This is a genomic window from Wolbachia endosymbiont (group A) of Philonthus cognatus (genome assembly GCF_947251755.1).
Classification (GTDB): Bacteria; Pseudomonadota; Alphaproteobacteria; order Rickettsiales; family Anaplasmataceae; genus Wolbachia; species Wolbachia pipientis.
Window position 1 is genome coordinate 1556949 of sequence record NZ_OX366388.1, and the last position, 24594, is coordinate 1581542.

The following is a 24594-nucleotide window of genomic DNA, read 5'->3' on the forward strand; positions in this document are numbered from 1 at the left end:
ATTATGATTGCTTTACTATAATTTCAAATTTATCATTACCAAAATCCTTATTAATATACCAAGAACCATCATCTTTAGTTACAAATTCAAGACCTTTAAGGTCTTTTTTTATTGTCTTTCCATTTTGACCATCAATAGCGATATTAATATCGAATGTAATAATGTCTAGATTTATCATAGCTTCTTTCCCGCTGCACGAATTTAGACTGAACTTGCCTAACATGACATCATTAAAACTCACTTCCCCTGTATAGACATCACACTGACCGTCCACACAACACGTAGTTTCAATATAGAAAAGATCTGACATACAAAATACCTTAAAAAAAAGAACTAAACATATATGGCCACTACACCACACCGCTAACAAGTAGTAAAGCGTCGATAAACCTAAGTTACTTTAGCTACGTAGCCATAATACAGCTAGAAATGTAAAATTCAACAGTTAATTGTGTGATTAATAGAGAAGTCTTATTTAGTACACCTTATAGGAATGGCTGTTTAGTTTTTTTGTTAATCTTTTTTACCATGCTGTCAATCATATGCTTTATCCCTTGATATACAGAGTATGTACTTTCGTCGCTACGCATATAAGCAGAACAGGAAAATACATTATGTTCTTCGTCTTCTATTGATAACTCTGTATCGCATTTTATGTGCTCGCCGCCAAGCCTTTCTATCAACTGTTCTCTGTCATCTCCTATAGTTACCTTAACCTTACTTTCTTCTTTACCTATCTTGCTACTTAAAATTGAAACAATGATGGCTGGAGATATGCATATCGCTCCTATTGGCTTTTTTGTAACAAAAAATTCTGAAACTAATCTTTCAAATTCAGGCATTACTGTCACCATGTCTTTACTTTCAGCTAAGTCAGATAAATTTTTCGCAACCCCGTATCCACCAGGTACAACTAGCATGTCAAAATTTTCAGCTTTGGCTTCTTTTAAGTCATATATTTCGCCTCTTGCGATTCTTGCTGCTTCCACAAGTACATTCCTTTTTTCTTTTGTTGCCTCTTTTGTTCTATGATTCATAACTTGTGTGATATTGATATCAGGTGCAAAGCATTTAACATCCACTTCCTGCTGATCAAGCACAAGCAAACTTAAAACCGCTTCTCTTACCTCTGCACCGTCAAGGTGACCACACCCTGATAAGACCACAGCAGCTTTTAATTTTTTTTCACCCATAAAGTACCTTGATTTCATATAATCTAGATATTTTAATACAAATTCTATATTTGGAAAGGGGTATGTTATATCAATTATAATATAATTAATGATTAGTATGTATAATTAGGCATATTTATAATCAACGAAGCTGAATATGGAATCTAGCAATAGTATGTTTTTTGACACTGACTATCCAGAACTAAGAAAAGCTATTTCAGATATAATAGAAAGTATTGCACAATCCTCACAAGAGGGGAAAAAAGAGTTATTTACAACCCTATCAGAACAAGTTAAAGGGATGAACCTCAAAGATTTAGGTTTAGCGATTAATGACCAAGGCTTGCAAAAGGAAGTAAATAAAGAATTATTTATAAAACTCATTGAAGAAGCACTTAAAGGGTTAACTTCTGAAAACGTTGACTCAAAAATAATAGAAGAGGCGTTAAAATCTGTTAATCAGCAAGCAATAAGTAATGTTATAAATAATAATAAAGGTCCGCTGGACAATCTAGTCAATTATTTTAAATCAGCATCTGCAAATGAAAAAATAGGAATAGCTTCTGCTGGAATGGTATTAGGAGCAGCATTTTCTCCGCTTATTGTGCTTGCTACATTAATAGCGCTTGTAGCTATTGGAGCACGTTATGTAGGAATAGGTATAGGAAAGGCAGGGGAAAAAATAAAAGAAGGTGCGATTGAAACAGGAAAAGCAGTAAAAAGTTCATATAAGGATTTAATAGATAAATTACCTACGATTCAAGACAGAGAGAATAACTTTAGTAGATTAAGAACAAACGTGCTTGAAACTATTGCAAACATTAGTCTTAAAGATAACGAAGGCGTTGACGCTAAAAAAGGTTTTGATGATGGGAAAAAAATATTAGAAATGCTTCAAAATGAAAGGCAGCGATCTGCTATACAAGAGTTAGTAAAGAATGGAACCATTCAAAATTTTTCAGAAGATGATATGAGCAGACTTCTGGAAAAGGGCCTCAGTACTCATGTAGCAGATATGAAAGCACTTAATGATCTTATAAATAAATTTCAACCTGCAATTATGGCTATTGGTAACGGTAAAATAGAAGATGTAGAACAAAAAGTTAATGAGAAAGCTCAGGAAATGGAGCCAGATTCTCAATTAGGTGATTCAAGTACTGAACGAGTGAGTGAAGAAGAAAATAAAACCCTCTGATGGCTTGGGGAGGGAATGGGAAAGATAGGGATCTACTCCTTTCTATCCACTTTCTTGAGCAATCCACTTCCACATCTAACACACATCTCAGTGATTATAATATCCAATTTTTGATCATGTTTTTCTACAGGTAAATCTTTACAATATTGTTTCTCATAGGCTACACCTATAAATATTTTTCCAAGTGGCCGCAGTTTTTCTATCATTGTATCATACCAACCACCGCCAAAACCTAATCTATTAAAATGATCATCAAAAGCAATAACAGGAGTAATGATTGTGTCGGGAATTACATCTTCATTTGTTTCGTTCCATTCCTCAAATTTTAGTAACTTATTTTTATTAGGAATTGCTACTTTATAATCTAAATCGAGTAAACTATGCATCAAAGGCACAACATCTATTTCCTCATCCATTGGAATGTAAGCTGCTATTGTTTTGCCTTTAACGTAGCTTAAGTTCTGATTAAAGAGATTAATAAGGGAATTTGCCGCATAACTGGAATAACTTTCATCAATATCTTTTCTTATAGCTCTATATTGCTCTCTTATTTCCTTTTTGTGCTGTTTAATATCTTTGAACATGATCTATCCATTTTGCAGTAAGTTTTTCTTGTAAACTATTTTGCTTCAAGCGCTCACTTAAAAAGTCAAAGTCAACACACCCCATATCCTGGTCTTGATTACTGCAACTATAAACAAAACTCCTTTCTCCTGTTTTCGCATTTATATGTTGCTGCACACACTGAGCGCAGATTTCTTTCATCATACACTGCATAGGAGAATTAACTGATGATATCGCTATGTGGCCTGATTTCAGATATGGCTTTAAAATTGTTTTTCTAGCTTCATTCACAGCTTTCATCATTTTGTCAGAACCAATAGTGATAATTTTATCTATAACGTTCAAATTAATACCTAATCTTCCTTGTTGATAAGAGACTATTGCATCAACTATATTACCATGAAAGGATTTATCTTGATCTCTGCTTGTTTCTATCAATCCTTCTTCACATGCCCAAACTACTGCATTTGATGCACGCTCTATCAGTGCTCGTTTAAATACATCACTTAACTTCTTATAGCCAGCAAAGTACAAAACCTTGTTATTATTTTCAAGACATGCCTTCCCTATCGAAAATAACACTGCATTTCCAACTCCACCACCAATTAGCATTATATTCTTCATGTGCTATTTTAACTGCATTTGTTCAAATTTTTTGAAATTTTATAGAACAAAGTAATTTATATAGTTCTATACACAAAGACAAGGACACTCTCTGACTTCAACTATACCGATAACTGATAGCTGCATTTTTACGCATATCATCTAATAACAAGTTGCTTTGTATCATAATCTTTTGTTGGTACATTTTCTGTTTGATTGCTTCTATACCCGCTACATTACTCTTGATATCACACAACATCATCAACTTTGCAGTGCCATTTTCTCTCAATTCTACTATTTCATTCACACTTGTTTTACTAAATAAAATCTGTAAATCAGGATTTAAATCTCGCATTTTTATTTCAAATTCCTTTGCATTTGGCAGCTTAAAATTATCTGCCAATTTATCAAAATTTAAACAATTAACTTTTTGCTCCTTGAAATTATCCAATAAACTTTCTGAACCTTCAACCACAATCTGTTTTAATTTTAAAGTGCTTTCCAGCAGTGCATGATTAAGTTGTACCTTATCTATGACTTTTATAATAGAGTAACCTTCACTGAAACTGAATGGACCTGCTATATCATTGATTTCTAATCCTTCTAAAACGCTCTTGAGTTTGCCTTTCAACTGACTTAAATTAACTGTTGCTTTACGCATCTTTATTAGAGATTCTGGGTTATTACTGTTGCGTAATTTTTTTACTAAATCTTCAGCTATACCATAAACGTCCTTGTCTTTTTGATCAGGAATTATAAACTCTTGGAACGTGATAAGATAATCCGGCTTTTCTGTTTGCCTTTTTACATCATCTACTTCTTTATCGCTTATATTAATAAATGGCACAATTCTTACTTCAATAATTTTGCTCCACAGTAACTGACATTTTATTTGTTTTCTTAAAATACCAAGATCTATATTATGCTTCTCTATGTATTGATCAACTTCATTAGCCTTAAGTTTAAAACTTTGGGTTAAAAATAACATAATAGCATTATCTAACTCCTCGTTGCTCAATTTTATATTTAGCCTCTGTGCTTCATTGATAATGATAATTTCGTCTATTAGCTCCCTAAGCACTTGAGGCTTTGCTTCTTTTTGATTAACACTTTGAGTGCCAAACAATGAATTTATAAAGTTGATGCGTTTTTCGATATCTAAATTTGAAATTGGTTCACCATTTACATCTGCAACAATTTCAATCTCGGTTGCAAGCAACCTAAGTGGCAACACTATCAACAGTAAAATTAGTATTTTATACATACAAGTAAAGTTGTTTAGTTAATAACCAATTCTATAATAAATACTGAGTCAATGCTAGCCAACTTTTTAATAGTGATCTCAGTGACAATGGAAATAAAAACCATTGCAACAAAATCAGGTACGCTGGTAAATAGGCTAAAAACATGCTAATATAGCGAATTTAAACCGTGCTAAAAACAGTATACGGAAGGAGAGGGATTCGAACCCTCGATACGACTTTTGGGTCGTATAACGGTTTAGCAAACCGCCGCCTTCAGCCGCTCGGCCACCCTTCCAAATTTAGAACCTAAAGATTATATAATACCAAGACCTCCACCGCCTGTCTAATGCTTTTAATTGCAATATTTACCCATTAAAAATAACAACATTTTTCCGAATAACTGTAATTCCAGGCTAAATCAATGCAAACTAATTTCTGCTTTTTTCAATGATTTTCTTTGTTTCTTCTATACCAACCCATTCTCCAATTGTTACCGTTTTTCCCTTTTCTAGATCTTTATAATGAGAAAAGAAATGAGCAATTTTATCTAGTAGGCTTTTAGATAAATCAGAATAGTCCTTTATATTGTCATAATAGCTATCAACACTGGAAACAGGCACAGCTAATATTTTCTCATCTTCTCCTTTTTCATCTTTAGTGAGTAATGCACCTATTGGACGCACCGATATTAAAACACTAGATGCTAAGGAAAATTGAGTTAGCACCAAAACATCCACAGGGTCACCATCACCTGTGCAGGTATTTGGTATAAATCCATAATTGCAAGGATAAGTCATTGAGGTAGACAAAAATCTGTCAACTTGTAACAACCCAAGCTCTTTATTAAATTCATACTTTACAGGCTCAGCATTTGCACTTATTTCAATTACCACATTCACCGCATTTGGTACCGCTGTTATTTTACTTAAATCCATAAATTACCTTCTTAACTTAAGAATAAACATTATACAATATGTACTTTTAAGTTGCTACATTTATGTAGTTCTAAGCTTGTTTTGCATGGAGCGGTCCTAAATTTTCATTCGTCATCTTATTGACTGTTGAAAGTGGTGGTTCCTGTGATAATTGAAATAAAGCATATACTATTACAATAGTAAGCACCGCACCAACTATCAGGTTAGTAAGGTTGTCTTGTGGCAAAACATTTTTTATTGAGTTGAACAATTTTTGCTCCATAAAGAAATAATCAGCAACATATAACCCAACAGATAATACAAACATACCTAAAATAAGTTTACAGACTGTGTTTTTATGGTCTTTTTCTTTTTCCTTGCTGACAATGAAATTTGGCCTGCCTTCATTCTCTTCTTGCGGTGCTGAATAATGTGTGTTGTTTTTTATCCTCTCTTCAAATTTATTGCTATTTTGCTCCTTTAACAGATGTTTCAAAGTTGGTCCAGCTCTTTTCAGGCATAAAAAACCTTGATTATTATAACCTGCAGACGCCGATATATTGAATGTTCTGTTTAGACTACCTATCTTTTCACAATCCAGCGTATATTTAGTGGCTCTATCTTGATCTTTCAAATTAATACTTTGCAGTAATCTAGTTAAATTCATTATATATGTGGAAACGACCACGTTATCTATTATTGATAAACTTTCCTTTTTTATAGACTCTTTGTGATATTCAGAAAGTTTATGGTAGTTGCCAAATATAGAAAATAACAATACTACACCCCTGTCTACTTTTATGTCTTGATGAATAGAATAATAGAAGTCAGTTATGCACTTATTTAATGCAAATTCTCTGTCATATTTGTTTAATGTATTTCCTTCACTTAGTAACTTTCTAAGACCAATGAGTACTTTATTTTCAAAATCTTCTTCTGTTTTAAATATTGGTTCTCCCTTTGGATTTGCTAAGATGTTAAGTAAATCTAATTTACTTCCATCTACTACTTCATTTATATCTTGATTTAGTCCAGACTCTTCAACAACTTTATATATTCGATTAATAACATCCTCAGTACTTAGTTCATTATTTTCACTAAGTATCTTATAAGCTTGAGCATAAATTAAAAACAGCCCTTGTAGACTAAACTTTAAGTTAAAATATTCATCTAATGGCTCCCTCTCTTTTTTAATGAATGCAGACAAACCAAAATGATTTCTGCGGTCCATACTACGATCTAAGTCAGCATGTTGAAAGCCACCTAAAAAAATAAACAAAGTCTCTAATAAATTACCCTTACCAACAATTTTTATTAGTTTTTCTTTTATTAGTTCTTCAATTTCTTTTATCATTGCTGAAACCTATAATGTTCTACTTTATAGTATAAGGGATACATGGCAAAATAGCAATAAATTTTATTAGACTTCTTGCATAACCCAAACTAAGTAGAAAAAGGTATCACCCAAGTAGCTGACACTGGTTCCTTTATGACGGCAGTGCCCTCTTCTTGTCATCCCAGTGCCCAGACACTGGGATCCAGGAAAGTTTGCTTGTGCACTATATAACATTTTCGATCAAAAGCTGGATTCCAGTGGGCTTTGTTGCATCGCTAGCTATGATGGATTAAAGATAAAAAAGGTGGAGAATATCAGTAGCTTATTATTCTGGTATTTATAACAAGAACGGTCAGTGAATACCTAAATTTGAGTAAAAGAAATTTCACTACCACTCACTAATCCGGCTAAAATTCAAGAATTTCAATGCTTTAGCTATTTTCAATAGAATTAAATTTATTAATATAAATAACAAGTTACTATTCTTAAATTTGATCAGATTGATTGCAAAAAAAACAAGATTTTCAATAAGTTGCTTATAATCCTAATTATAGTTAGCCTTTCATAAGTAGCGATGCAACAAAGCCATTCCAGTGTCAAGCACTGGAATGACACCTTCCGTATAAATATTAAGAAATTTACCAAACGAAAAAAAAGGCAAAAGAAGCCCTGGGGTTATTATCTGCTTTAAAATATTGGCGTTTTTTATGTTTTAAACGCTTGACAAGCAAGATTTAGCTGCTTTTAATTGCAACTAACTTACGCTGCAAATGTTTAAGAAATTTACTAAGCAGAAAAAAAGACAAAGAATCCCCGAGTTAGCTAGTCTTTTACTATCTCTGTCGAGTATTGGCATTTTTTGATGTCTTGTAACGCTTTATAAGCGCGTTCAGCTTATTTAGATAAAAATCTAGATGTAGATGAAGTTTTGTAAAGACATACAGTATCTATATACTGCAAAAAATTGAACATAAGACGCCGATACATTAAGTAATCCTTACCTTTTAATCTGCAGATTGGCGAAAGCAAATACAATAGCTTCAGTTTCATGATAAGGGGGCTGGCGGAGTTTGTCAAGGAAGTTTTTCGTTTCTATTCCCAATGTTATATGGTTATGCAAGAAGTCTATTGTATGTTTACACTCTGCATTAAAGCTTTTAGTTAAGAGCATATCCATCCACCGCCAATTACTTGCTCATCTTTATACGCTACACAGGCTTGACCTGGACTGATGCCAAAGTAATCGTCGTTTAAAATGACACAGGCTTTATTTTTTTCGTCAGTTGAATGTATTGTTGCTAAACTTCCCGCATGTGATGATCTCAGCTTCACAGTTACTTCCATACCTTCCTTTGGTTGTTCTAACCAATTTAACTCTTTGATCAATATTTTTTTTTGCATTAATGCGTTGATCGGACCTACTATAACCTCATTATTCTCTGTATTAATTTTTATCACATAAAGAGGTTCATTGTGTGCGATACCCAAGCCCTTTCTTTGCCCCACTGTAAAATTTACTATGCCACTGTGCTCGCCTAGCACTTTTCCATTAACATCCACTATTTTACCTTTCTGTACAGATTGTGGAGCTAATTTAGCTATTGTTTTACTATAGCTTTCGGAAACAAAGCATATATCTTGACTGTCCGGCTTTTCAGAAATTTGTAAACTGAAATATTTTGCTAATTTTCTTATATCACTTTTATAGAACCCACCTAGCGGAAATCGCAAAAGCTTTAACTGCTCTTGAGTTGTAGCAAACAAAAAATAACTTTGATCTTTACTTTTATCAATGCTTCTGCACAACTTTACCTCACCATTTTTTTCTAACCTTCTCACGTAATGTCCTGTTACGAGCACATCCGCACCAAGATTTTTTGTAACTTGCAATAGATCACGAAATTTTACCGTTTGGTTACATCTCACGCATGGTATGGGAGTTTCCCCACGCATATAGGTACTCGCAAAATCCTCTATTACTTCCTTTTTGAATATTTCCTCATAGTTTAAAATATAGTGAGGAAAGCCAACACTTTCAGCTACACGCTTAGCGTCATAAATATCCTGTCCAGCGCAGCATGCACCCTTTCTTGCGTTAGCATTACCGTCAGTGCCATAGAGTTGAAGAGTCACACCTATCACCTGGTACCCAAGGTTATGTAGCAGTGCTGCAGCAACGGAGCTATCAACTCCACCGGACATTGCAACAACAGCCTTGGTCTGGTGCGGAGCTTTATCTTTTAGCAGAGGTTCAATTTCAAATTCTTTTAGCATAATCGCCTTAATTTATAAACGCAAATCTTGTGTCATTCCAACATACAACTGTGCAAACGTTTTGATTTGGGGGCAATTTACATAGTAGATGATGTCATGAAAGTAGCTGACACTGGAATCTAGCTTCTATTACACAAATTCATTAAAACAGCATATTTATTTGTAATCAAGTTTCCTGGATCCCAGTGTTAGCTACTCGGATGACACCCTTTTCTGCTAGAAGTTGCCTTCAAATTACTTGGTGCATGACACTGGGATCTCATTTATATTACATAATTCCATCAAAACAATTCGATAAACTACCTTCAAAAATAATTTAATCTTGCTTGAATAAAACATGGCCAAAATAATCCATGTTTTCAAGCACTTTTCCACTACCTAAGGCAACACAACAAAGTGGGTCATCTGCAACACGAACCGGTAATTTTGTTGTTTCACTGATAACTTTACCTAGATTACGTAATAATCCACCACCACCGGATAAAACTATTCCTCTATCGACTATATCAGAAGAAAGTTCAGGTGGAGTGCTCTCCAGCGCAGTCTTAATAGCAGAAATTATCTGATGTACAGGCTCTATTAAACTCTCTGCAACTTGGTATTCTGATAAAAGCATTTCTTTTGGCATGCCACTCACTAAATCCCTGCCTTTAATTATCATTCCCTCTTTGTTATTTTCACCTGGCAGACTGGCTGAACCTATGCTTTTCTTAATTTTCTCAGCGGTTGTTTCACCGATTAATAACTTATGATTTTCACGAATATATGATTTTATTGCTTCATCCATAATATCGCCACCTACTCTGGCAGAACGTGAATAAACAATTCCGCCTAAAGAAATAATTGCAACTTCAGTTGTACCGCCTCCTATATCAACAATCATAGAACCCTCAGGTTCAGTAACCGGGAGCCCAGCTCCGATTGCTGCAGCCATTGGTTCTTCAATTAAAAATACTTCATTTGCACCAGCACTTTCTGCTGCATCTTGTATAGCACGCCTTTCAACTGGCGTGGATCCAGATGGAACGCATATGATAATATTAGGTTTATTAACAGTGAATTTTGTGTTTGCACTGCGTATGAAATATTTTAGCATTTCTTCCGCACTTTTAAAATCAGCAATAACTCCATCCTTTAAGGGCCTTATCGCCTCTATTTCTCCAGGCGTTTTTCCAAGCATCATTTTAGCTTTTTTACCAAAAGCATAAGGAACGTAGCTTCCTTTTTCTTTTATTCTTGCTACAACTGAAGGCTCATCAAGCACTATTCCCTGATTTTTCTGATAAACTAAAGTGTTTGCAGTGCCAAGATCTATAGCAATATCGCTAGCAAATAAACCTTTGAAAGTGAAAAGACTACAAAACTTTTCGGTTAATTTTCGAACAAAATTCATACGCAACTCAAGAAAATCATTTATTAAGACAAATTATACTTTCCAGATAAGTAGCTAATGCAGCACTCAACGTCTAAACCCTTACCTGTTACTTTTTTTAGCAGTTCTAGGCCACACTTTGCACTGTATATATTTTGAGATAACCAACTGATAAGTAAACTAAAATCTCCTTTTATTATAGCACTTAATGATTCGTAATGATTCTTTTTAACGCAAGAGAAAATCTGCACAGCAGCAATTAAAGCAATAATTTTTATAGGAAAGTAGCCCATAACACCGCTTGCCCAATATTCATCTTGAAAATAAGTGTTTAGCTCATTTTCAGCTTTTACTGGAATTTTATAGTGCTTCATACCTTCCAGCCACGCATCATGCAGGTCTTTGACTTCCAATGTACCATTTATTATATCTTGTTCTAACCTAGTTCTCAACATAATATGAGCTAACAGACTAAATTCATCTGCATTTTTTAAAAAAGAAGAAAGGTTTATTTCATTGAAAATCAAGTACAAATTTTCAACACTGCTAACTTTCTCGTTAGTTTTGCCTTTTATAGCAAATTTCTCTTTTATGTGTGGTTGAATAAACTCAATAAATTCTCTGGATGTTCCAATCATCCTTTCCATGAATAACCCTTGAGTTTCATACATAACATGTCTCGTAATTGGGCTACTTATAGAATTTTGCGCTAAACATTTTTGATAAATTGCATAACCACTATGCCGTAAAAGAGAAAATAAACCATAACAAAAGTCAGATTCATCATAATCTATAGGGTAGTAATAAGAAGTACGAACCTCATGCAGTGCGACACCCATTTGCTGTAAACATGACGAGCCAAGTTCAATCTGCTTCTGAGTAGCAACTTTTTGTATATTAGTAACCTTATCCTTTTTCTGCTTTTCAATTATTTTATCTACATTTCCACTAAAGAATTTGCCTACCTTGGGAAATATTTCCTTTATATTCTTTTCTGTGATATCAGAGTCATAGTCAGCAAGCAGTGAGTCGTATTTTGAGCATTTTAATTGCTGCGATTTTATAGAAGCTACTTCGCGAATGAGTTTGATTAAATCAGTAAAACGTTCTTTTAGTTTTTCCAAGTTACTGGCTTCAGAATTGGTTAGCCTCCATAAACTTTGGCATTCAACTTTAGCTTTGGACAAAGATTTTACTAAATCAATAGGAACAGCACTGTTGCTCTTATGTATTCTCTCTATTAACTTTAGCTGCTGAGTATTTGCACTTTTTTTGTTACCAAGAGCATCTGCTAATGATTCCTTTATTACGTCATGAGAGATAATTTCATGTCTGATTTCTTCTAGAAGGCTCATTTGTTCAACTTTGTCCTCTATATTCAATTGGCTTTGGTTTAGTACTTTTAGCGTATTTTCGATATTCTTTACCCTATATAATACTTCCTCTAAAAACTTATAAGATTGCATATTTGTTCATTATTTTAGAAAACATCTGTTTAATACCGTAATAGATTAATAATAAAGTTAAAAGTATATTTGCTTAAAGTACAATAAAAAATTGTACTTTTTATTCTTTTATTGGATTTTTCTACTCAGAGTCCAGCATATTATAGGAAAATTAATTGTAAGGTTGTAGAAAAAGTATTTAGTATTTTATTTCTCTTGACTATATTACAATATGGAGAGATATTAGCTACTGAAATTAAAGTTACGCACTATTTAAAATTTATGGAGGTTTAGTAATGTGGAGTAGACTGGTTATAATGTGCTGTTTTTGTTTATTACTTACTGGTGTAAGTTCTTGCCCAAAAAAAGGAGCAAATACAACAAATAAAATAAATTCTGTTGTTAAGCAGATAGGTGATAAAAGAGTTTTCTTTGGTTATGATGAATCTAGTATTGCTGAAGTAAGTGCAGATGCATTACTTGACGTAATGGAGGTGTTACAAGATAACCCTGACGCGAAGGTTACTTTAACTGGTCACACTGACAACCGTGGTTCTCATGAATATAATCTTGCGCTAGGCGCTAGAAGGGCAGATGCAGCTAAAAAATTTATGGTTAGTTGTACACCCTACATAGAAAACAGAATAAAAACTGCTTCTAAAGGTGAAACTGAGCCTTTGGTTAATGTAAAAGATGATTCTAGAAATTCTAAATATGAAAAAGAGCATGCTAAAAATCGTAGAGTGGAATTTTCATTTTCTGGAATAAAGAAATAGTTTCTTGCATTAAAACCTGGATCCCAGTGTCAAACACTGGGATGACATAAAGAAAGGGCACTGGGGTAGACAAAAAAGGACAAACTTGTCATATTTCGTTGCTTGTTAGCGGGATCTATATATACCACAAATAAGTCGCGGTATGACGTAAGAGATCTGACCTGTCTGGCCATCAAGAGACATAATGGAATTAGAGTTATTATTTCAAAATGTGGTTAATAGTTTTGCTTTCTATAACAATCAAGTTGCAGTTGCAGTATCAGGTGGTGTAGATAGTATAGTCTTACTGCACTTAATGACTAACTGGGCAAAAAAAAACAAGCTTTCACTTCCTACAGCATTAACAGTAAATCATGGGTTACGTCCAGAGTCTCAAAAAGAAGCTGATTTTGTTGTAAGTTATGCAAAGGAACTTGGAGCAAAGGAATCGTTCATATTAAATTGGGAGAAGCAAAATATTAAAGGCAATATTCAGTTACAGGCACGAAAAGCACGGTATAAGTTACTAGCAGAGTGGTGTAAAAATAATAATGTTAAATATTTACTTGTTGCTCATCACAAAGATGATCAAGCAGAAACGTTCTTGTTAAGATTAGAGCGAGGTAGTGGCGTAGATGGATTATCATCAATGGACTACAAGTCTTTCCTAAATGGTATTTATATATTTAGGCCATTGTTAAATTTTAGTCGTAGTGAAATAGAAAAGTACGCTAAGCTTCATCGGTTAAAATGGATCGAAGATAGAAGCAACTATGACTTAAAATACAGGCGAACTTTATACCGTAACTTACTTAAAGCAAGTGATAATCAAGAGATTTTAACAGAGCGAATATGCCTCACAGCCCTTCATATGAAAAGAGCTGCAAAAGCGTTGATGCACTACACACGCCTTGCGTTTAATGACTGCGTTAATGTGCATGATCTTGGTTATATTGAAATTAAACTAAGTGAGTTTTATCAATTGCCAGAGGAAATAGCCTTGAGGCTTCTTCTTTACTCCATAATGGCAATTGCCAGTAAACATTATAAACCAAGGTACAACAGCCTTATCGTAATATTTAATAAAATATTGCAAAAGGATAGTAATGTTAACTGTACACTTTCTGGGTGTAAAATAAGAAAACATGGAGAAAATATCTTGATAATTAGAGAATCGTCAAAGATACAAGAAATTACCTTAAACCTACCTTTAAATGAATCTACTCAATGGGATAACAGATTTAGCTGCACAATACTCGGAAATCAAGAGTGTTCAGTTATCATCGCTCCATTAAAAAAAACACAAAAAGTTCCTGAATTTCTGAAGGATTACAACTGCTGCCCTGAAGTTTTCTATTCTTTGCCTGTAGTGCTAAAAGATGGAAAGGTGCTTGCTTATCCTGATGTAAATTATAACGGAAAAAATACCAATGACGATAAGGTTCAATGCATTATTAATAGCACGATAAAACAAAATTTGGTAAGCTTGATTAGTATTTAGTTAGAAATAGAAATGAAAAAATTTTTAGAAGGCTTATTGATCTGGTTAGTAATTATTGTTCTTATTTCAGTTGCTTATATTCAGTTCAGCGGAAATGTAGGTAAAAGTAAAACAATTATACCTTTTTCGGAATTTTTAACTAGATTAGAAGACAATGATGTAGAAAATATTGTCATAAAAAACCAGAGCATTGAAGGCAAGTTCAGGGACGGTTCAAGTTTCAATTCAAGCGGTGTCATATATAGCGACCTAATAAAAAATTTACATGATAGAAAAGTGAGATTCTCCTTTTCAACTGGAGATTCTGCCATGAACGTAATTGGTGGATTACTTATCTCATGGGTCCCAACATTTATCTTTATTGGCTTCTTGCTATTCTTTCTTAAACAAACACAAGCGGGGGGCAACAGAACTATAAGCTTTGGCAAGTCAAGGGCTAGACTCATTACTAGTGGAAAAAAAGTAACATTTGATGATGTTGCCGGAATTGATGAAGCAAAAGAAGAGCTAGTAGAGATCGTTGATTTTCTTAAACAAAGGCAAAAATTTCAAATATTAGGTGGAAAAATACCAAAAGGGTGCCTTTTGATTGGCTCTCCTGGAACTGGTAAAACTTTACTTGCTCGTGCAATTGCAGGAGAAGCTAATGTGCCATTCTTTAGTATTTCTGGATCTGATTTTGTTGAAATGTTTGTGGGTGTTGGTGCAAGTCGTGTTCGTGATATGTTTGATCAAGGCAAGAAAAATGCTCCTTGTATAATTTTTATAGATGAAATAGATGCGGTGGGTAGACATCGTGGCATTGGTCTTGGTGGCGGCAATGATGAAAGAGAACAAACATTAAATCAGTTATTAGTTGAGATGGATGGCTTTGAGTCTAATGAAGGTGTAATAATAATTGCTGCGACTAACCGTCCGGATGTCTTAGATCCAGCACTGCTTAGACCTGGTCGTTTTGACCGACAGATTACTATTTCTTTACCCGATATAAATGGGCGTGAAAAGATATTAAATACTCATATAAAGAAAATATCAATAGCACCAGATGTAAACGTGAAAACAGTTGCAAGAGGAACACCAGGCTTTTCTGGAGCTGATTTAGCAAATTTAGTGAACGAATCTGCACTTATTGCTGCAAGAAGAAACAAGAAGATTGTTACCATGGACGATTTTGAATATGCACGTGATAAAGTGATGATGGGCGTAGAAAGACGATCCCTAATTATGACAGAAGAGGAAAAGAGACTGACTGCATACCATGAAGCTGGTCATGCGATAATTGCTGTTAATATGCCTGCTTCTGATCCTATACACAAGGCAACAATTATTCCACGCGGTAGAGCACTCGGTTTAGTTATGAGACTACCAGAAACAGATAGAGTGTCCCTCACAAGAGAAAAGATGATAGCAGATATTACTGTTGCTATGGGTGGAAGAGTGGCAGAGGAGCTAATTTTTGGCTACGATAAAGTCACAAGCGGTGCATCTTCGGATATAAAACAAGCATCTGATTTATCACGCGCTATGGTAACAAAATGGGGAATGAGTGACAAAATAGGTCCGATCTATCACAATCGCGAACAAACCATGCATGGTTCTGAGATAATTTCTGAAGATACGTTAAAACTTATAGATGAAGAAGTGAAGAAAGTTGTGTCTTCTTGCTATGAAAAAGCAAAAGAGATTTTGACCAAGCATAAGAAAGGCTTAGATCTCATTGCCGAAAATCTACTGGAGTTTGAAACTTTAACAGGAGATGAAATAAAGGACATATTAAATGGAAAAAAAATTGTTAGAGAGGAAAATGAGAAGAATGAGAAAATAAAAAAATCCTCTCTCTATGAGAGTTGACCTCATCTTAAAAATGTTAATCAGCTAACGCTGCAATAAAACAATTTAGAATTGTAACTGTCAATATAAATTATATTAAAATATTCATAATATTGCATTTTCATCACAATAATGCTATCATTCAGTTAGTATTAATGTTTAATGAGGTGTGAGTAATGATTGATATAGCTTCTATTGGTGTAAGTACAGTTATTGATCAGAATTATAGAAGAAAAGCACAATTATGTTTATCAGGATTATTTGTAACTGTGTCAATAGCAACTGTTACCTGGTTTATTTTCCCTGCGTCACAAAATGTATTAGCTCCGTTTTTACTTCCGGCTATGTTCTTGCTCTTCACTTTATCGATGGGTTATTACATGTTCATATTTAGTTGTGAAGAAAAATCTTTGGTAAAGAATGTTCTTGGTATGGTTGAACCGGCTGAATCGGTAAAGAGAGTGCATTGCCAAGAAAATATTAAGTCCTTATTAGCAGAAGTGAGAAGTACTACGAAAGATAGGTTTCGCAACGTGCTTGTTAATCTTTGTTTTGAAGATCGTAGTAAAGCACACAAACTTGCATTATATGTGAAAGAAATTGACGATATTGTGTCTTCAATAAAAAATAAAGACCTCTTAGACCATTTTGATCAATTTTTTACTATTACTGAAGTAAGCAATAAAAAAAATAGAAGTGAATTAATGAACCTCGCAAGGGCATATAAGATGATAAGTGAAGAAGATCCAGACAAAATACAGGATTTTTTAGCTACTCAAACAAAAAGTTATTCATATGAAATAATGTTACCTGAAATTGATAATTTTCTATCACAAGCTAGGTGATTTTATCAATAATTTCATTGTGTACGTGATTATCATTTTTTGTTTCAATTCCAGTGATAACACTGCACCTAACGGGCTCTTTTATGGCTATTTCCTGAAATCCTTTTCTGACCTTATTGTAAAAATTAACATCCATTTCTTCATATTTATTCTTGTCTTTTGCTCTATTTAACCCAACTTTAACATCAATATCTAGAATAAATGTAATATCTGGACATTTAATTTCCACTAGCTTATGTAAGTCCCTTATTAGCCCTAAGTCAACTCCAAACCCATATCCTTGATATGCAATAGTTGAATCAATAAACCGATCACAAATCACTATTTTTCCTTCTGCAAGAGCTGGTAATATTAATTTTTTCATATGTTCGCGCCTCATCGAGATAAGTAGCAAGAGTTCAGAAATAGAATCAATATTATTCGTTAACAATACTCCTCTTACCTTCTCTGCAAAGTTAGTGCCACCTGGTTCTCGAGTCAATACCACATTATTTTCGCCGCGAATTTGCTTAAAATGATTTGCAAGTAGCTTAGATTGTGTTGTTTTACCAGAGCCGTCTATTCCTTCGAAAGTTATGAACATAAGTTTTATAATTATAATACTAAAAAAGAATATGCAAACAGTATACATAGAAACCGTTTGACATTTAAATAATAAGACCGTAAATTACATGTGGTATAATAATAGTCTATGGTTGCTCTGAATACTCCTAAAGTTGATTTTAGTTTTACTGCAAAAGATTTTAATCTTTTGGGAGTAGACAATAAATATTATGCATTAAGTGACTGTTGTGGAAAAAATGGTCTTATTATAATGTTTATATGCAATCACTGTCCTTACGTTCAGTCAATTATTAGCAATCTGGTAAGCGATGTTGATCAATTGAAAAAAGATTATCAGGTAAACACCATTGCAATAATGCCAAATGATGTAAATGAATATCCAGAAGATTCCTTTGAAAATATGATTAATTTTGCCAAGGAAAATAAGTTTACATTTCCATATTTAATTGATAGTACACAGAAAATAGCTAAAGAATACGGGGCTGTTTGCACTCCTGACTTTTTCGGCTTTAATTCCAATTTAAACCTTTGCTATCGTGGACGTTTTAACGACACAAAAAAAGAAAAGGTTCAAAGCTATGAAGTAGGAAGTAGTGACTTATTTCAAGCTATGAAATTTATTGCAGAAACTGGTAATTCTCCAATTGACCAAAAATCAAGTATTGGCTGCTCAATTAAATGGTCTAATTCTACAGGTTAAATATCATGCACAGTGGCTCTCAGCATTTGTTTGATATTATAATTTTACTTTCTGCTGCTGTGTTTATAGTCATAGCATTTTGGAAAATGAATATTAGTCCAGTGCTTGGTTACTTCGTTGCAGGTGCAGTTATTGGTTCTCACGGATTTAATCTGATACACTCAGCTGAAGCAATGGATAATCTTGCAGAATTTGGTGTAGTTTTTCTATTATTCATTATAGGCCTTGAATTGACATTTGAACGCCTGATCGCTATGCGTATTCATGTATTTGGGTTCGGTTCTCTTCAAGTTATAGTTACCATGGTAGCAATATGGTGCATCGCTCTTGCTTTCGGAGTGAATACGAATATAGCAACAGTTATTGGTGGTGGGCTTGCGCTATCCTCAACAGCAATAGTGTTGCAGGTTCTGCAAGAAAAAGGTTCTCAAGCAAGTCAGGTTGGTAGATTGTCGATAGCAGTGCTATTAATGCAAGATTTTGCAGTGGTACCATTAATAGTATTGGTACCTTTACTTACTGGCAATTCTGAGCACAGCCTGATAAGCTCATTGGCAGGTTCATTGGTGCAAGCAGCTATTGCATTAGTGCTGATATTTATAACTGGTAGATTATTGCTTAGACCTTTATTTTCGGTTATTGCTAAAATGGAAAGTAATGAGGTCTTTATATCAACAACGCTTTTAATAGTATTAGGAGCAGCATTTATTACTGAGCAATTCCATTTATCGTTGGCATTAGGTGCATTTGTCGCTGGATTGTTAGTTGCAGAAACAGAATACAGACACTCAGTGGAACACGCGGTACTACCATTTAAAGATTTGTTTCTTGGCTTATTTTTCATGACTGTTGGTATGTCCATCAATACCGAACTTTTACTCAATAAGTTACCACTAATCACCTTATTATCGATTATCCTTATCGTTTTAAAAACATCTATCATATATATATTGTGTAGATTTTTTGGGTTTAAGAGTGCACCTGCTATACAAGCTGGGTTACTGCTTTCACAAGGCGGTGAATTTGCGTTTATTTTATTTCGCTTAGCAGATGAGCTAAATGTGCTACCAAGTGAAATCGCTCAAGTACTTATGATGGTAACTACAGTAACCATGGCTTTCACTCCTCTTTTATCGGGGCTTGGAGATTGGATAGCAAACTCATTTAGCACTGAGAAAACAATATTAGATGATGAAGCTGTTGAAACAGATACACAAGATCTTTATAACCATGTGATAGTTGCTGGATTTGGTAGAGTGGGATATATGGTAACAAAAATGCTTACTGCAGAGCATTTAAGTTACGTTGTTGTAGATATTCAATCGAAAATAGTCAAAGAAGGAAAAAGTGATAGTTTTCCTATATATCTTGGAGATGTTACAAGATGTGAAATTTTAAAATCGGTAGGAATAGAAAGAGCTCAAGCTCTCGTTATTTCAATAAAGAATGAAGTTACTATAAAAAAAGTTGTTTCTTTAGTTGCAGCAAATTTTCCGCATGTAAATATTGTAATACGCTTACCAGATCTGAGTAATGTGGAGGTTTATAGAGATCTAGGAGCTAGTAAAATTATTCCTGAAACATCTGAGATAGGATTGCAGCTAGGTGGAGCTGCACTGAGCCTTAGTGGTATTAGCGAAAGTGGAGTTACGTCTTTAAAAAGTAGATTTAGAAAAGGCAATTATAGTATGTTAAAAGACCTTGGTAGTGATAAAGATGAATAACTACTTCTCTAATTTTATGTACAGAAAGCTTCAAGCTTTGTTGAGGTCAGATGCATGGCTAATGCTGAAACAAAAATTCCAGTGCTCCCTTTCTTGTCATCCCAGTGCGTGACACTGGGATGGCTTTGTTGCATCGCTAGCTATGATGGATTAAAGATAAAAAAGATAGGGAATATCAGTAGCTTATTATTCTGGTATTTATAACAAGAACGGTCAGTGAATACCTAAATTTGAGTAAAAGAAATTTCACTACCACTCACTAATCTGGCTAAAATTCAAGAATTTCAATGCTTTAGCTATTTTCAATAGAATTAAATTTATTAATATAAATAACAAATTACTATTCTTAAATTTGATCAGATTGATTGCAAAAAAACAAGATTTTCAATAGGTTGCTTATAATCCTAACTATAGTTAGCCTTTCATAAGGTAACCGTTCACGCAATGGCGTCAACTTAAGAGCCTTCATTAGCAGACTCTCCTAAAGACATGATGGCGTTTAGGCTTATCAACTTTGTCCATTCACGGTATAAGAAAGTAGTTTACAAAAATTGCATAATTAGTATAAAAAACAATAAACTAGATAGATGAGGGGTTGATGATAGAGGTGCTACAAGAAAAGATTGTGGTATTGGAGTCAGAAGTTGGTACTCTGAAAGCAGAGAATGATAAGTTAAGGACAAAAATAATTGAGCTAGAGGATAAGCTGGGTTTAAATTCAAAAAATTCATCGCTGCCACCATCGCAAGATGTATATCGCAAAAAGACAAAAAAGAAGAGCGATAAAAAACCAGGCGGGCAGCCAGGACATGAAGCGCACAAGCGGGAATTGATGGTAGCAGATGAGGTGGTAAAATGTTCAATTGATACAATTTGCATGTGTGGAAGCCAAGTTATTTTAGAAGAAGAAACTGTGCATCAAAAGGTTGAATTGCCAAAAATTAAACCGATAGTGACTGAATATAGGCTACAAAAAGGCTACTGTAAGGCGTGTAAGAAAAGGATCTCAGCTAGTCTGCCTGAAGGTGTGACAAGGGATCTTTTAGGAGCTAATGCAAAAGCAGTAATTAGCAGTTTTAGTGGATTTTTTATCAATTCAAAAAGGGAAGTACAGCAAATTTTGAGCAGCATATTTAATCTGAATATAAGCCTAGGTTTGGTATCAAAGACCGAGGGTAGAGTATCAGAAAAATGTATATCTGAATACGAAAAAATAAGAGAAGAGCTACGGAAAAGCAAGTATTTACATATAGATGAAACAAGCCATAGGAACCAGGGAAAGAAAGGTTGGAGTTGGGTAGTAACGAATAAAACAGCAACACTTATGAAGTTAGTTGGATCTCGCGGAAAGAAGATATTAAAAGGGCTATTGCCAGAGTATGATGGAATAGTTATAAGCGATAGGTATGCTGCGTATAATTACTTTAATCGTGAAAACAGACAGATATGCTGGGCCCATTTAGCAAGGGACTTTGAAAGGTTTTTTTACAGTAAAAATGTTGAAGTGAGCAGAATTGGCGCAGCATTAAAATCGCTGAGCAACAGGGTATTTGTGGTAGATAGAGCACGTAAACAAAACCTGATAGACAATTTAAGATTTTTCCGGTTAATGAGGAAGATTCGAAAAAGGGTGAAACATTTTTTGCGAGAGATAACAAGGGTTGCAAAAGGAACTCAGGCCTCGAGAATGGCTGCCAATATACTACGTTCTGAAGATATGATGTGGAGATTCGTGCGCAATCCTGATCTGATCGAGACAACCAATAACCTTGCAGAACGTCAGGCTAGACGGTACGTCATTTATCGTAAAAATAGTTTTTTCACTTGGTCAGAACGTGGAGAAAAGTTCATTGAAAGAATGCTTTCGATATTTTTGACTGCACGTTTGAATGATCAGAATCCTGTCCAGAAACTACAGAATTTAGTCGCTATTCCTGCCTAATTGGGAATATTCCGTGAACGGTTACTTCATAAGTAGCGATGCAACAAAGCCCACTGGGATCCAGATTGGGCACTAAGTTGGTAAACACGAAAGCGCTTTACAACGTTTTTGATGGAACTGTGCAAAAGGACTGGATGCCAGTGTCACGCACTGGCATGACACCCATTTGTTCCTATAGTTGTCTTTTTTCGTCTACCTTATTTTGCCACCCTGCTGAACAGATACATTGAGGTTTTGCCTATAGTAAATTACGCACATAATCAACCAAGTTAAGGAAAGTGCAAACCAAGTGATTGCATATTCCAAATGCTTCATTGGCTGTATAGCTACTTTGCTGCCAAAATTGTTCGGCCACAATACACACTTCTCTAGCTTAATACCTAACTCATTGGAAATTTCTTCTGTACTCAGGGTAAACCATGTATTCGAAGCAGTATCGTTCTTGATAAACCAATTTTTACTTTTATTGCTATCGCAATATAAAATTCCATCTGCAACTACTTTTTCAATTTTTACTTTTTTCTCCTTTTTTTCTCTAACTATTCCTTTATTCACCAACATGTAACGTCCAGTGGTGAGCAACATAGGAGACAGCACGTGATAGCCGTGTTGCCCTGCAAAAACATATAGTTCTATATCACTTAGAATCCCATCAATCTTGACATGCCTATAGTTAAATTTTTCAAGGTCGTTATTGGGCAATAGATGAACCACTGGAAGACTCATACTTTTAATAATATTATTCTTCCAGTTCAATCTGAATATTTGCCATAACCCTAATAAAAAAAGAAGTGAGCAAGGTATAATTAAAATAAATACTATCTTTTTTAACACTCTATATTTGTGTTCTTAAATAGTTTTCAACACCCATTAGTTCAATAAGATCGATCTGTTTCTCAATCCAATGAAAGTGCTCTTCTTCATTTTTTAACATCTCTTCTAATAACATTACACTAACAAAATCCTTTTCTTTCTCAGCGATAGAAATCGTTTCTTTGATATCCTTAATACCTTTTCCCTCTAATTTCAAATTAGCTTCTAAGATTTTCCGTATTGTGTCTTTTGTAAACTTTCCATCATACTTTGATATTTCGTTTGTATCCTGAAAATTTGGGACTCCTTTAAATAACAAAATTCTTTCTGCCAACTTGTTTGCATGTTCAAGTTCTTCGTTAAGCTCATTTTTTACCTTTTCTGCAAGTCTATTAATTCCATTGTTTTTGAGAATCGCAAAATGCAAAAGATACTGGCGTACAGAAGTCAGCTCATTGGTCAATAATTTGTTCAAATGTTTTACTATCTCTTCATTCATAATCTTCCCTTAGTTCAATTCATCAGCATAATTTATATGATAACGATAGTTATAGCAACTCATTTAATAGTTCCTTTGATAACAACCGTATTAAATAGCATGTCGTGGTATGTCTGTTTTTTCTTAGAGAAGCAAGCAACTAGATACCAGCAGAGAGTGAGTAGCACTATAATTACTTTCAATGCACTCAAGACATTCACTAATACTTCCTGATCTCGCAAAAATTCAGTAAGGACAACTACTACACTGTTTAACAAAGGAAGAAAAAACTGGGAAGAGCTTCTGTCAAACGCTAAATTCAAGTCTATTTTAGAATTATCTAAATTGATAGTATACATATTCATTAACTGTTGACCGGGAGTTGCTTGGGCCTTTGAAGATATAAAATATGTGAAGTAACTACAATTTACACACATGTATGATAGATGTAAGATCAACGGAGAATCCTCTAATAGCAGTATAATTAATAAAGTTGGAATTAATAAAATTGCTACATCTATTAAATACGCGCAAAAGCGTCTTGTTATACTGGCAATCTCTGTAACAGCGGTCATTACCTATCTTCTAAATACTTTATTACAAAATCTGTAAGTTTATCAAAATGTTGAAAACATAACAAATCTTCATAACCGCTTATTGATTGACCGTATATAATAGGTAAACAATTGGCATTTTGTGCACACAGAACATCTGTGATGCTATCACCAACGAAAAACACATTTTCTCTATTTATAGGCAACGTACTCTCTTCTAATGCAAATAGCAGTGGGGTTGCAGATGGTTTATCTTCTGCAGTATCGCATGACCCAACCACTCTTTCAAAGTAAGAATCTAGTTTAAAATAGGTAACTTCTTCACGTAAATTAGTATTTTTCTTATTACTTACTATTGCTAGATAAACATTGTGGCTTTTCAGTGTCTGCAACATTTCCTCTACTCCTTGATTCAGAGCAATGTTTTGTAATAGCGCATTATCTAAGTATTGTTGATATATGTGATTTGCTTTTTTCCACTGATCGCCAAACAAATTGACCATATAGCTCTTTCTCGACTCATGGGAATTTCTATCAGCAGCTTTATTACTATACCCCATTGAGTTTATGGTATGCTTAATAGCATTAAAAATGTTATCTTGAGTGTCAACTAAGGTATTATCCCAATCGAATACTACTACTAATGGGCTATCTTTCATTTCTTACATAATTATACATTTTAACTTAATAAGTAAATAGCATTTTAATGAAAAAGATATAAATAGGACGCCCTTGATAAACACTTTTTACCACAAGTTATGTTAACTGT

General features: G+C 34.1%; 25 protein-coding genes and 1 tRNA gene. 9 read left to right on the forward strand and 17 right to left on the reverse strand.

What is annotated here, in order from left to right; all coding sequences use genetic code 11:
• Position 1: 1 nt before the first annotated feature.
• Together OPR21_RS07150 and elbB are read right to left on the reverse strand one after the other, a co-directional pair.
• The gene (locus tag OPR21_RS07150) at positions 2 to 310 is read right to left on the reverse strand and encodes a hypothetical protein (protein ID WP_039963709.1); all 309 of its coding nucleotides are present in this window, start codon (positions 308 to 310) and stop codon (positions 2 to 4) included.
• Between the two features lie 175 nt (positions 311 to 485).
• Positions 486 to 1193 (reverse strand): isoprenoid biosynthesis glyoxalase ElbB, encoded by a 708-nt coding sequence (gene elbB, locus OPR21_RS07155; RefSeq protein WP_022626165.1) that lies wholly within the window; start codon positions 1191 to 1193, stop codon positions 486 to 488.
• A 136-nt stretch (positions 1194 to 1329) separates the two neighbouring features.
• On the opposite strand from elbB, the gene OPR21_RS07160 reads away from it, so the two are divergent.
• Positions 1330 to 2367, forward strand: coding sequence for a hypothetical protein (locus tag OPR21_RS07160; RefSeq protein WP_077188444.1), 1038 nt, complete (start codon positions 1330 to 1332; stop codon positions 2365 to 2367).
• A gap of 32 nt (positions 2368 to 2399) precedes the next feature.
• On the opposite strand, the gene OPR21_RS07165 is transcribed toward OPR21_RS07160, so the two are convergent.
• From OPR21_RS07165 to OPR21_RS07210, 10 genes are all read right to left on the reverse strand, one after another.
• Complete coding sequence (locus OPR21_RS07165; RefSeq protein ID WP_077188443.1) at positions 2400 to 2951, reverse strand: 5-formyltetrahydrofolate cyclo-ligase; 552 nt, start codon at positions 2949 to 2951, stop codon at positions 2400 to 2402.
• Positions 2935 to 3555, reverse strand: coding sequence for a ferredoxin reductase domain-containing protein (locus OPR21_RS07170; RefSeq protein ID WP_006279429.1), 621 nt, complete (start codon positions 3553 to 3555; stop codon positions 2935 to 2937). The genes OPR21_RS07165 and OPR21_RS07170 overlap by 17 nt, the downstream gene beginning before the upstream one ends.
• Positions 3556 to 3652: 97 nt before the next feature.
• Positions 3653 to 4798 (reverse strand): SurA N-terminal domain-containing protein, encoded by a 1146-nt coding sequence (locus tag OPR21_RS07175; RefSeq protein ID WP_265029898.1) that lies wholly within the window; start codon positions 4796 to 4798, stop codon positions 3653 to 3655.
• A 184-nt stretch (positions 4799 to 4982) separates the two neighbouring features.
• A tRNA-Ser gene (locus tag OPR21_RS07180) sits at positions 4983 to 5073 on the reverse strand.
• A 133-nt stretch (positions 5074 to 5206) separates the two neighbouring features.
• Complete coding sequence (gene ppa, locus OPR21_RS07185) at positions 5207 to 5713, reverse strand: inorganic diphosphatase (protein ID WP_265029899.1); 507 nt, start codon at positions 5711 to 5713, stop codon at positions 5207 to 5209.
• Between the two features lie 70 nt (positions 5714 to 5783).
• Positions 5784 to 7046, reverse strand: coding sequence for a WD1261 family protein (locus OPR21_RS07190; protein ID WP_265029900.1), 1263 nt, complete (start codon positions 7044 to 7046; stop codon positions 5784 to 5786).
• A 66-nt stretch (positions 7047 to 7112) separates the two neighbouring features.
• Positions 7113 to 7262 carry a hypothetical protein gene (locus tag OPR21_RS07195; protein ID WP_265029901.1) on the reverse strand — a complete coding sequence of 50 codons (150 nt, stop codon included), beginning with the start codon at positions 7260 to 7262 and terminating at the stop codon, positions 7113 to 7115.
• A 927-nt stretch (positions 7263 to 8189) separates the two neighbouring features.
• The gene (mnmA, locus tag OPR21_RS07200; protein ID WP_265029902.1) at positions 8190 to 9302 is read right to left on the reverse strand and encodes a tRNA 2-thiouridine(34) synthase MnmA; all 1113 of its coding nucleotides are present in this window, start codon (positions 9300 to 9302) and stop codon (positions 8190 to 8192) included.
• Between the two features lie 316 nt (positions 9303 to 9618).
• Complete coding sequence (locus OPR21_RS07205; RefSeq protein WP_236514315.1) at positions 9619 to 10695, reverse strand: rod shape-determining protein; 1077 nt, start codon at positions 10693 to 10695, stop codon at positions 9619 to 9621.
• Positions 10696 to 10718: 23 nt separating this feature from the next.
• Positions 10719 to 12140 (reverse strand): gluzincin family metallopeptidase, encoded by a 1422-nt coding sequence (locus OPR21_RS07210; protein WP_077188438.1) that lies wholly within the window; start codon positions 12138 to 12140, stop codon positions 10719 to 10721.
• A gap of 275 nt (positions 12141 to 12415) precedes the next feature.
• Here OPR21_RS07210 and OPR21_RS07215 point away from each other — a divergent pair, with 275 nt between their 5' ends.
• From OPR21_RS07215 to OPR21_RS07230, 4 genes are all read left to right on the forward strand, one after another.
• Positions 12416 to 12895, forward strand: a complete 480-nt coding sequence (locus OPR21_RS07215) for an OmpA family protein (protein WP_010081889.1) — start codon at positions 12416 to 12418, stop codon at positions 12893 to 12895.
• A 184-nt stretch (positions 12896 to 13079) separates the two neighbouring features.
• Positions 13080 to 14375, forward strand: coding sequence for a tRNA lysidine(34) synthetase TilS (gene tilS / locus OPR21_RS07220; protein ID WP_236514317.1), 1296 nt, complete (start codon positions 13080 to 13082; stop codon positions 14373 to 14375).
• Positions 14376 to 14387: 12 nt separating this feature from the next.
• Positions 14388 to 16226: an ATP-dependent zinc metalloprotease FtsH gene (ftsH, locus tag OPR21_RS07225; protein ID WP_236514318.1), complete on the forward strand. Its 1839-nt coding sequence runs from the start codon at positions 14388 to 14390 to the stop codon at positions 16224 to 16226.
• Between the two features lie 155 nt (positions 16227 to 16381).
• Positions 16382 to 17050: a hypothetical protein gene (locus OPR21_RS07230; RefSeq protein WP_010081999.1), complete on the forward strand. Its 669-nt coding sequence runs from the start codon at positions 16382 to 16384 to the stop codon at positions 17048 to 17050.
• Here OPR21_RS07230 and tmk read toward each other — a convergent pair.
• Positions 17043 to 17633, reverse strand: coding sequence for a dTMP kinase (gene tmk / locus OPR21_RS07235; RefSeq protein ID WP_236515193.1), 591 nt, complete (start codon positions 17631 to 17633; stop codon positions 17043 to 17045). The two genes, OPR21_RS07230 and tmk, sit on opposite strands and share 8 nt — an antisense overlap.
• A gap of 108 nt (positions 17634 to 17741) precedes the next feature.
• On the opposite strand from tmk, the gene OPR21_RS07240 reads away from it, so the two are divergent.
• The 4 genes from OPR21_RS07240 (at position 17742) to tnpC (ending at position 21980) form a co-directional block, all read left to right on the forward strand.
• A complete protein-coding gene (locus tag OPR21_RS07240) occupies positions 17742 to 18314 on the forward strand; it encodes a thioredoxin family protein (protein WP_006279694.1) in 573 nt (190 codons plus the stop codon).
• A 5-nt stretch (positions 18315 to 18319) separates the two neighbouring features.
• The gene (locus tag OPR21_RS07245; protein WP_077190578.1) at positions 18320 to 20038 is read left to right on the forward strand and encodes a monovalent cation:proton antiporter-2 (CPA2) family protein; all 1719 of its coding nucleotides are present in this window, start codon (positions 18320 to 18322) and stop codon (positions 20036 to 20038) included.
• A gap of 54 nt (positions 20039 to 20092) precedes the next feature.
• Positions 20093 to 20242: a hypothetical protein gene (locus OPR21_RS07250; RefSeq protein WP_236514320.1), complete on the forward strand. Its 150-nt coding sequence runs from the start codon at positions 20093 to 20095 to the stop codon at positions 20240 to 20242.
• Positions 20243 to 20636: 394 nt separating this feature from the next.
• A complete protein-coding gene (gene tnpC, locus OPR21_RS07255) occupies positions 20637 to 21980 on the forward strand; it encodes an IS66 family transposase (RefSeq protein WP_265022247.1) in 1344 nt (447 codons plus the stop codon).
• A 192-nt stretch (positions 21981 to 22172) separates the two neighbouring features.
• Here tnpC and OPR21_RS07260 read toward each other — a convergent pair whose 3' ends face one another.
• The 4 genes from OPR21_RS07260 to OPR21_RS07275 are packed head-to-tail and all read right to left on the reverse strand — an operon-like array spanning position 22173 to position 24484.
• On the reverse strand, positions 22173 to 22814 hold the full coding sequence (locus tag OPR21_RS07260) for an SURF1 family protein (protein WP_077188434.1): 642 nt from the start codon (positions 22812 to 22814) through the stop codon (positions 22173 to 22175).
• A gap of 1 nt (position 22815) precedes the next feature.
• Entirely contained in the window at positions 22816 to 23292 is a 477-nt protein-coding gene (gene bfr, locus OPR21_RS07265; protein WP_077188433.1) for a bacterioferritin, read from the reverse strand.
• A 59-nt stretch (positions 23293 to 23351) separates the two neighbouring features.
• Positions 23352 to 23846 carry an RDD family protein gene (locus OPR21_RS07270; protein WP_077188432.1) on the reverse strand — a complete coding sequence of 165 codons (495 nt, stop codon included), beginning with the start codon at positions 23844 to 23846 and terminating at the stop codon, positions 23352 to 23354.
• Positions 23846 to 24484, reverse strand: a complete 639-nt coding sequence (locus tag OPR21_RS07275; protein ID WP_077188431.1) for an HAD family hydrolase — start codon at positions 24482 to 24484, stop codon at positions 23846 to 23848. Before OPR21_RS07275 ends, OPR21_RS07270 begins: the two co-directional genes overlap by 1 nt.
• Positions 24485 to 24594 lie beyond the last annotated feature (110 nt).

Excerpts from the sequence above, each read along its gene's own strand:
- OPR21_RS07150 (WP_039963709.1), bottom strand. The coding sequence starts at position 310 with ATGTCAGATCTTTTCTATATTGAAACTACGTGTTGTGTGGACGGTCAG.
- elbB (WP_022626165.1), bottom strand. The coding sequence starts at position 1,193 with ATGGGTGAAAAAAAATTAAAAGCTGCTGTGGTCTTATCAGGGTGTGGT.
- OPR21_RS07160 (WP_077188444.1), top strand. The coding sequence starts at position 1,330 with ATGGAATCTAGCAATAGTATGTTTTTTGACACTGACTATCCAGAACTA.
- OPR21_RS07165 (WP_077188443.1), bottom strand. The coding sequence starts at position 2,951 with ATGTTCAAAGATATTAAACAGCACAAAAAGGAAATAAGAGAGCAATAT.
- OPR21_RS07170 (WP_006279429.1), bottom strand. The coding sequence starts at position 3,555 with ATGAAGAATATAATGCTAATTGGTGGTGGAGTTGGAAATGCAGTGTTA.
- OPR21_RS07175 (WP_265029898.1), bottom strand. The coding sequence starts at position 4,798 with ATGTATAAAATACTAATTTTACTGTTGATAGTGTTGCCACTTAGGTTG.
- ppa (WP_265029899.1), bottom strand. The coding sequence starts at position 5,713 with ATGGATTTAAGTAAAATAACAGCGGTACCAAATGCGGTGAATGTGGTA.
- OPR21_RS07190 (WP_265029900.1), bottom strand. The coding sequence starts at position 7,046 with ATGATAAAAGAAATTGAAGAACTAATAAAAGAAAAACTAATAAAAATT.
- OPR21_RS07195 (WP_265029901.1), bottom strand. The coding sequence starts at position 7,262 with ATGTTATATAGTGCACAAGCAAACTTTCCTGGATCCCAGTGTCTGGGC.
- mnmA (WP_265029902.1), bottom strand. The coding sequence starts at position 9,302 with ATGCTAAAAGAATTTGAAATTGAACCTCTGCTAAAAGATAAAGCTCCG.
- OPR21_RS07205 (WP_236514315.1), bottom strand. The coding sequence starts at position 10,695 with ATGAATTTTGTTCGAAAATTAACCGAAAAGTTTTGTAGTCTTTTCACT.
- OPR21_RS07210 (WP_077188438.1), bottom strand. The coding sequence starts at position 12,140 with ATGCAATCTTATAAGTTTTTAGAGGAAGTATTATATAGGGTAAAGAAT.
- OPR21_RS07215 (WP_010081889.1), top strand. The coding sequence starts at position 12,416 with ATGTGGAGTAGACTGGTTATAATGTGCTGTTTTTGTTTATTACTTACT.
- tilS (WP_236514317.1), top strand. The coding sequence starts at position 13,080 with ATGGAATTAGAGTTATTATTTCAAAATGTGGTTAATAGTTTTGCTTTC.
- ftsH (WP_236514318.1), top strand. The coding sequence starts at position 14,388 with ATGAAAAAATTTTTAGAAGGCTTATTGATCTGGTTAGTAATTATTGTT.
- OPR21_RS07230 (WP_010081999.1), top strand. The coding sequence starts at position 16,382 with ATGATTGATATAGCTTCTATTGGTGTAAGTACAGTTATTGATCAGAAT.
- tmk (WP_236515193.1), bottom strand. The coding sequence starts at position 17,633 with ATGTTCATAACTTTCGAAGGAATAGACGGCTCTGGTAAAACAACACAA.
- OPR21_RS07240 (WP_006279694.1), top strand. The coding sequence starts at position 17,742 with ATGGTTGCTCTGAATACTCCTAAAGTTGATTTTAGTTTTACTGCAAAA.
- OPR21_RS07245 (WP_077190578.1), top strand. The coding sequence starts at position 18,320 with ATGCACAGTGGCTCTCAGCATTTGTTTGATATTATAATTTTACTTTCT.
- OPR21_RS07250 (WP_236514320.1), top strand. The coding sequence starts at position 20,093 with ATGGCTAATGCTGAAACAAAAATTCCAGTGCTCCCTTTCTTGTCATCC.
- tnpC (WP_265022247.1), top strand. The coding sequence starts at position 20,637 with ATGATAGAGGTGCTACAAGAAAAGATTGTGGTATTGGAGTCAGAAGTT.
- bfr (WP_077188433.1), bottom strand. The coding sequence starts at position 23,292 with ATGAATGAAGAGATAGTAAAACATTTGAACAAATTATTGACCAATGAG.
- OPR21_RS07270 (WP_077188432.1), bottom strand. The coding sequence starts at position 23,846 with ATGACCGCTGTTACAGAGATTGCCAGTATAACAAGACGCTTTTGCGCG.
- OPR21_RS07275 (WP_077188431.1), bottom strand. The coding sequence starts at position 24,484 with ATGAAAGATAGCCCATTAGTAGTAGTATTCGATTGGGATAATACCTTA.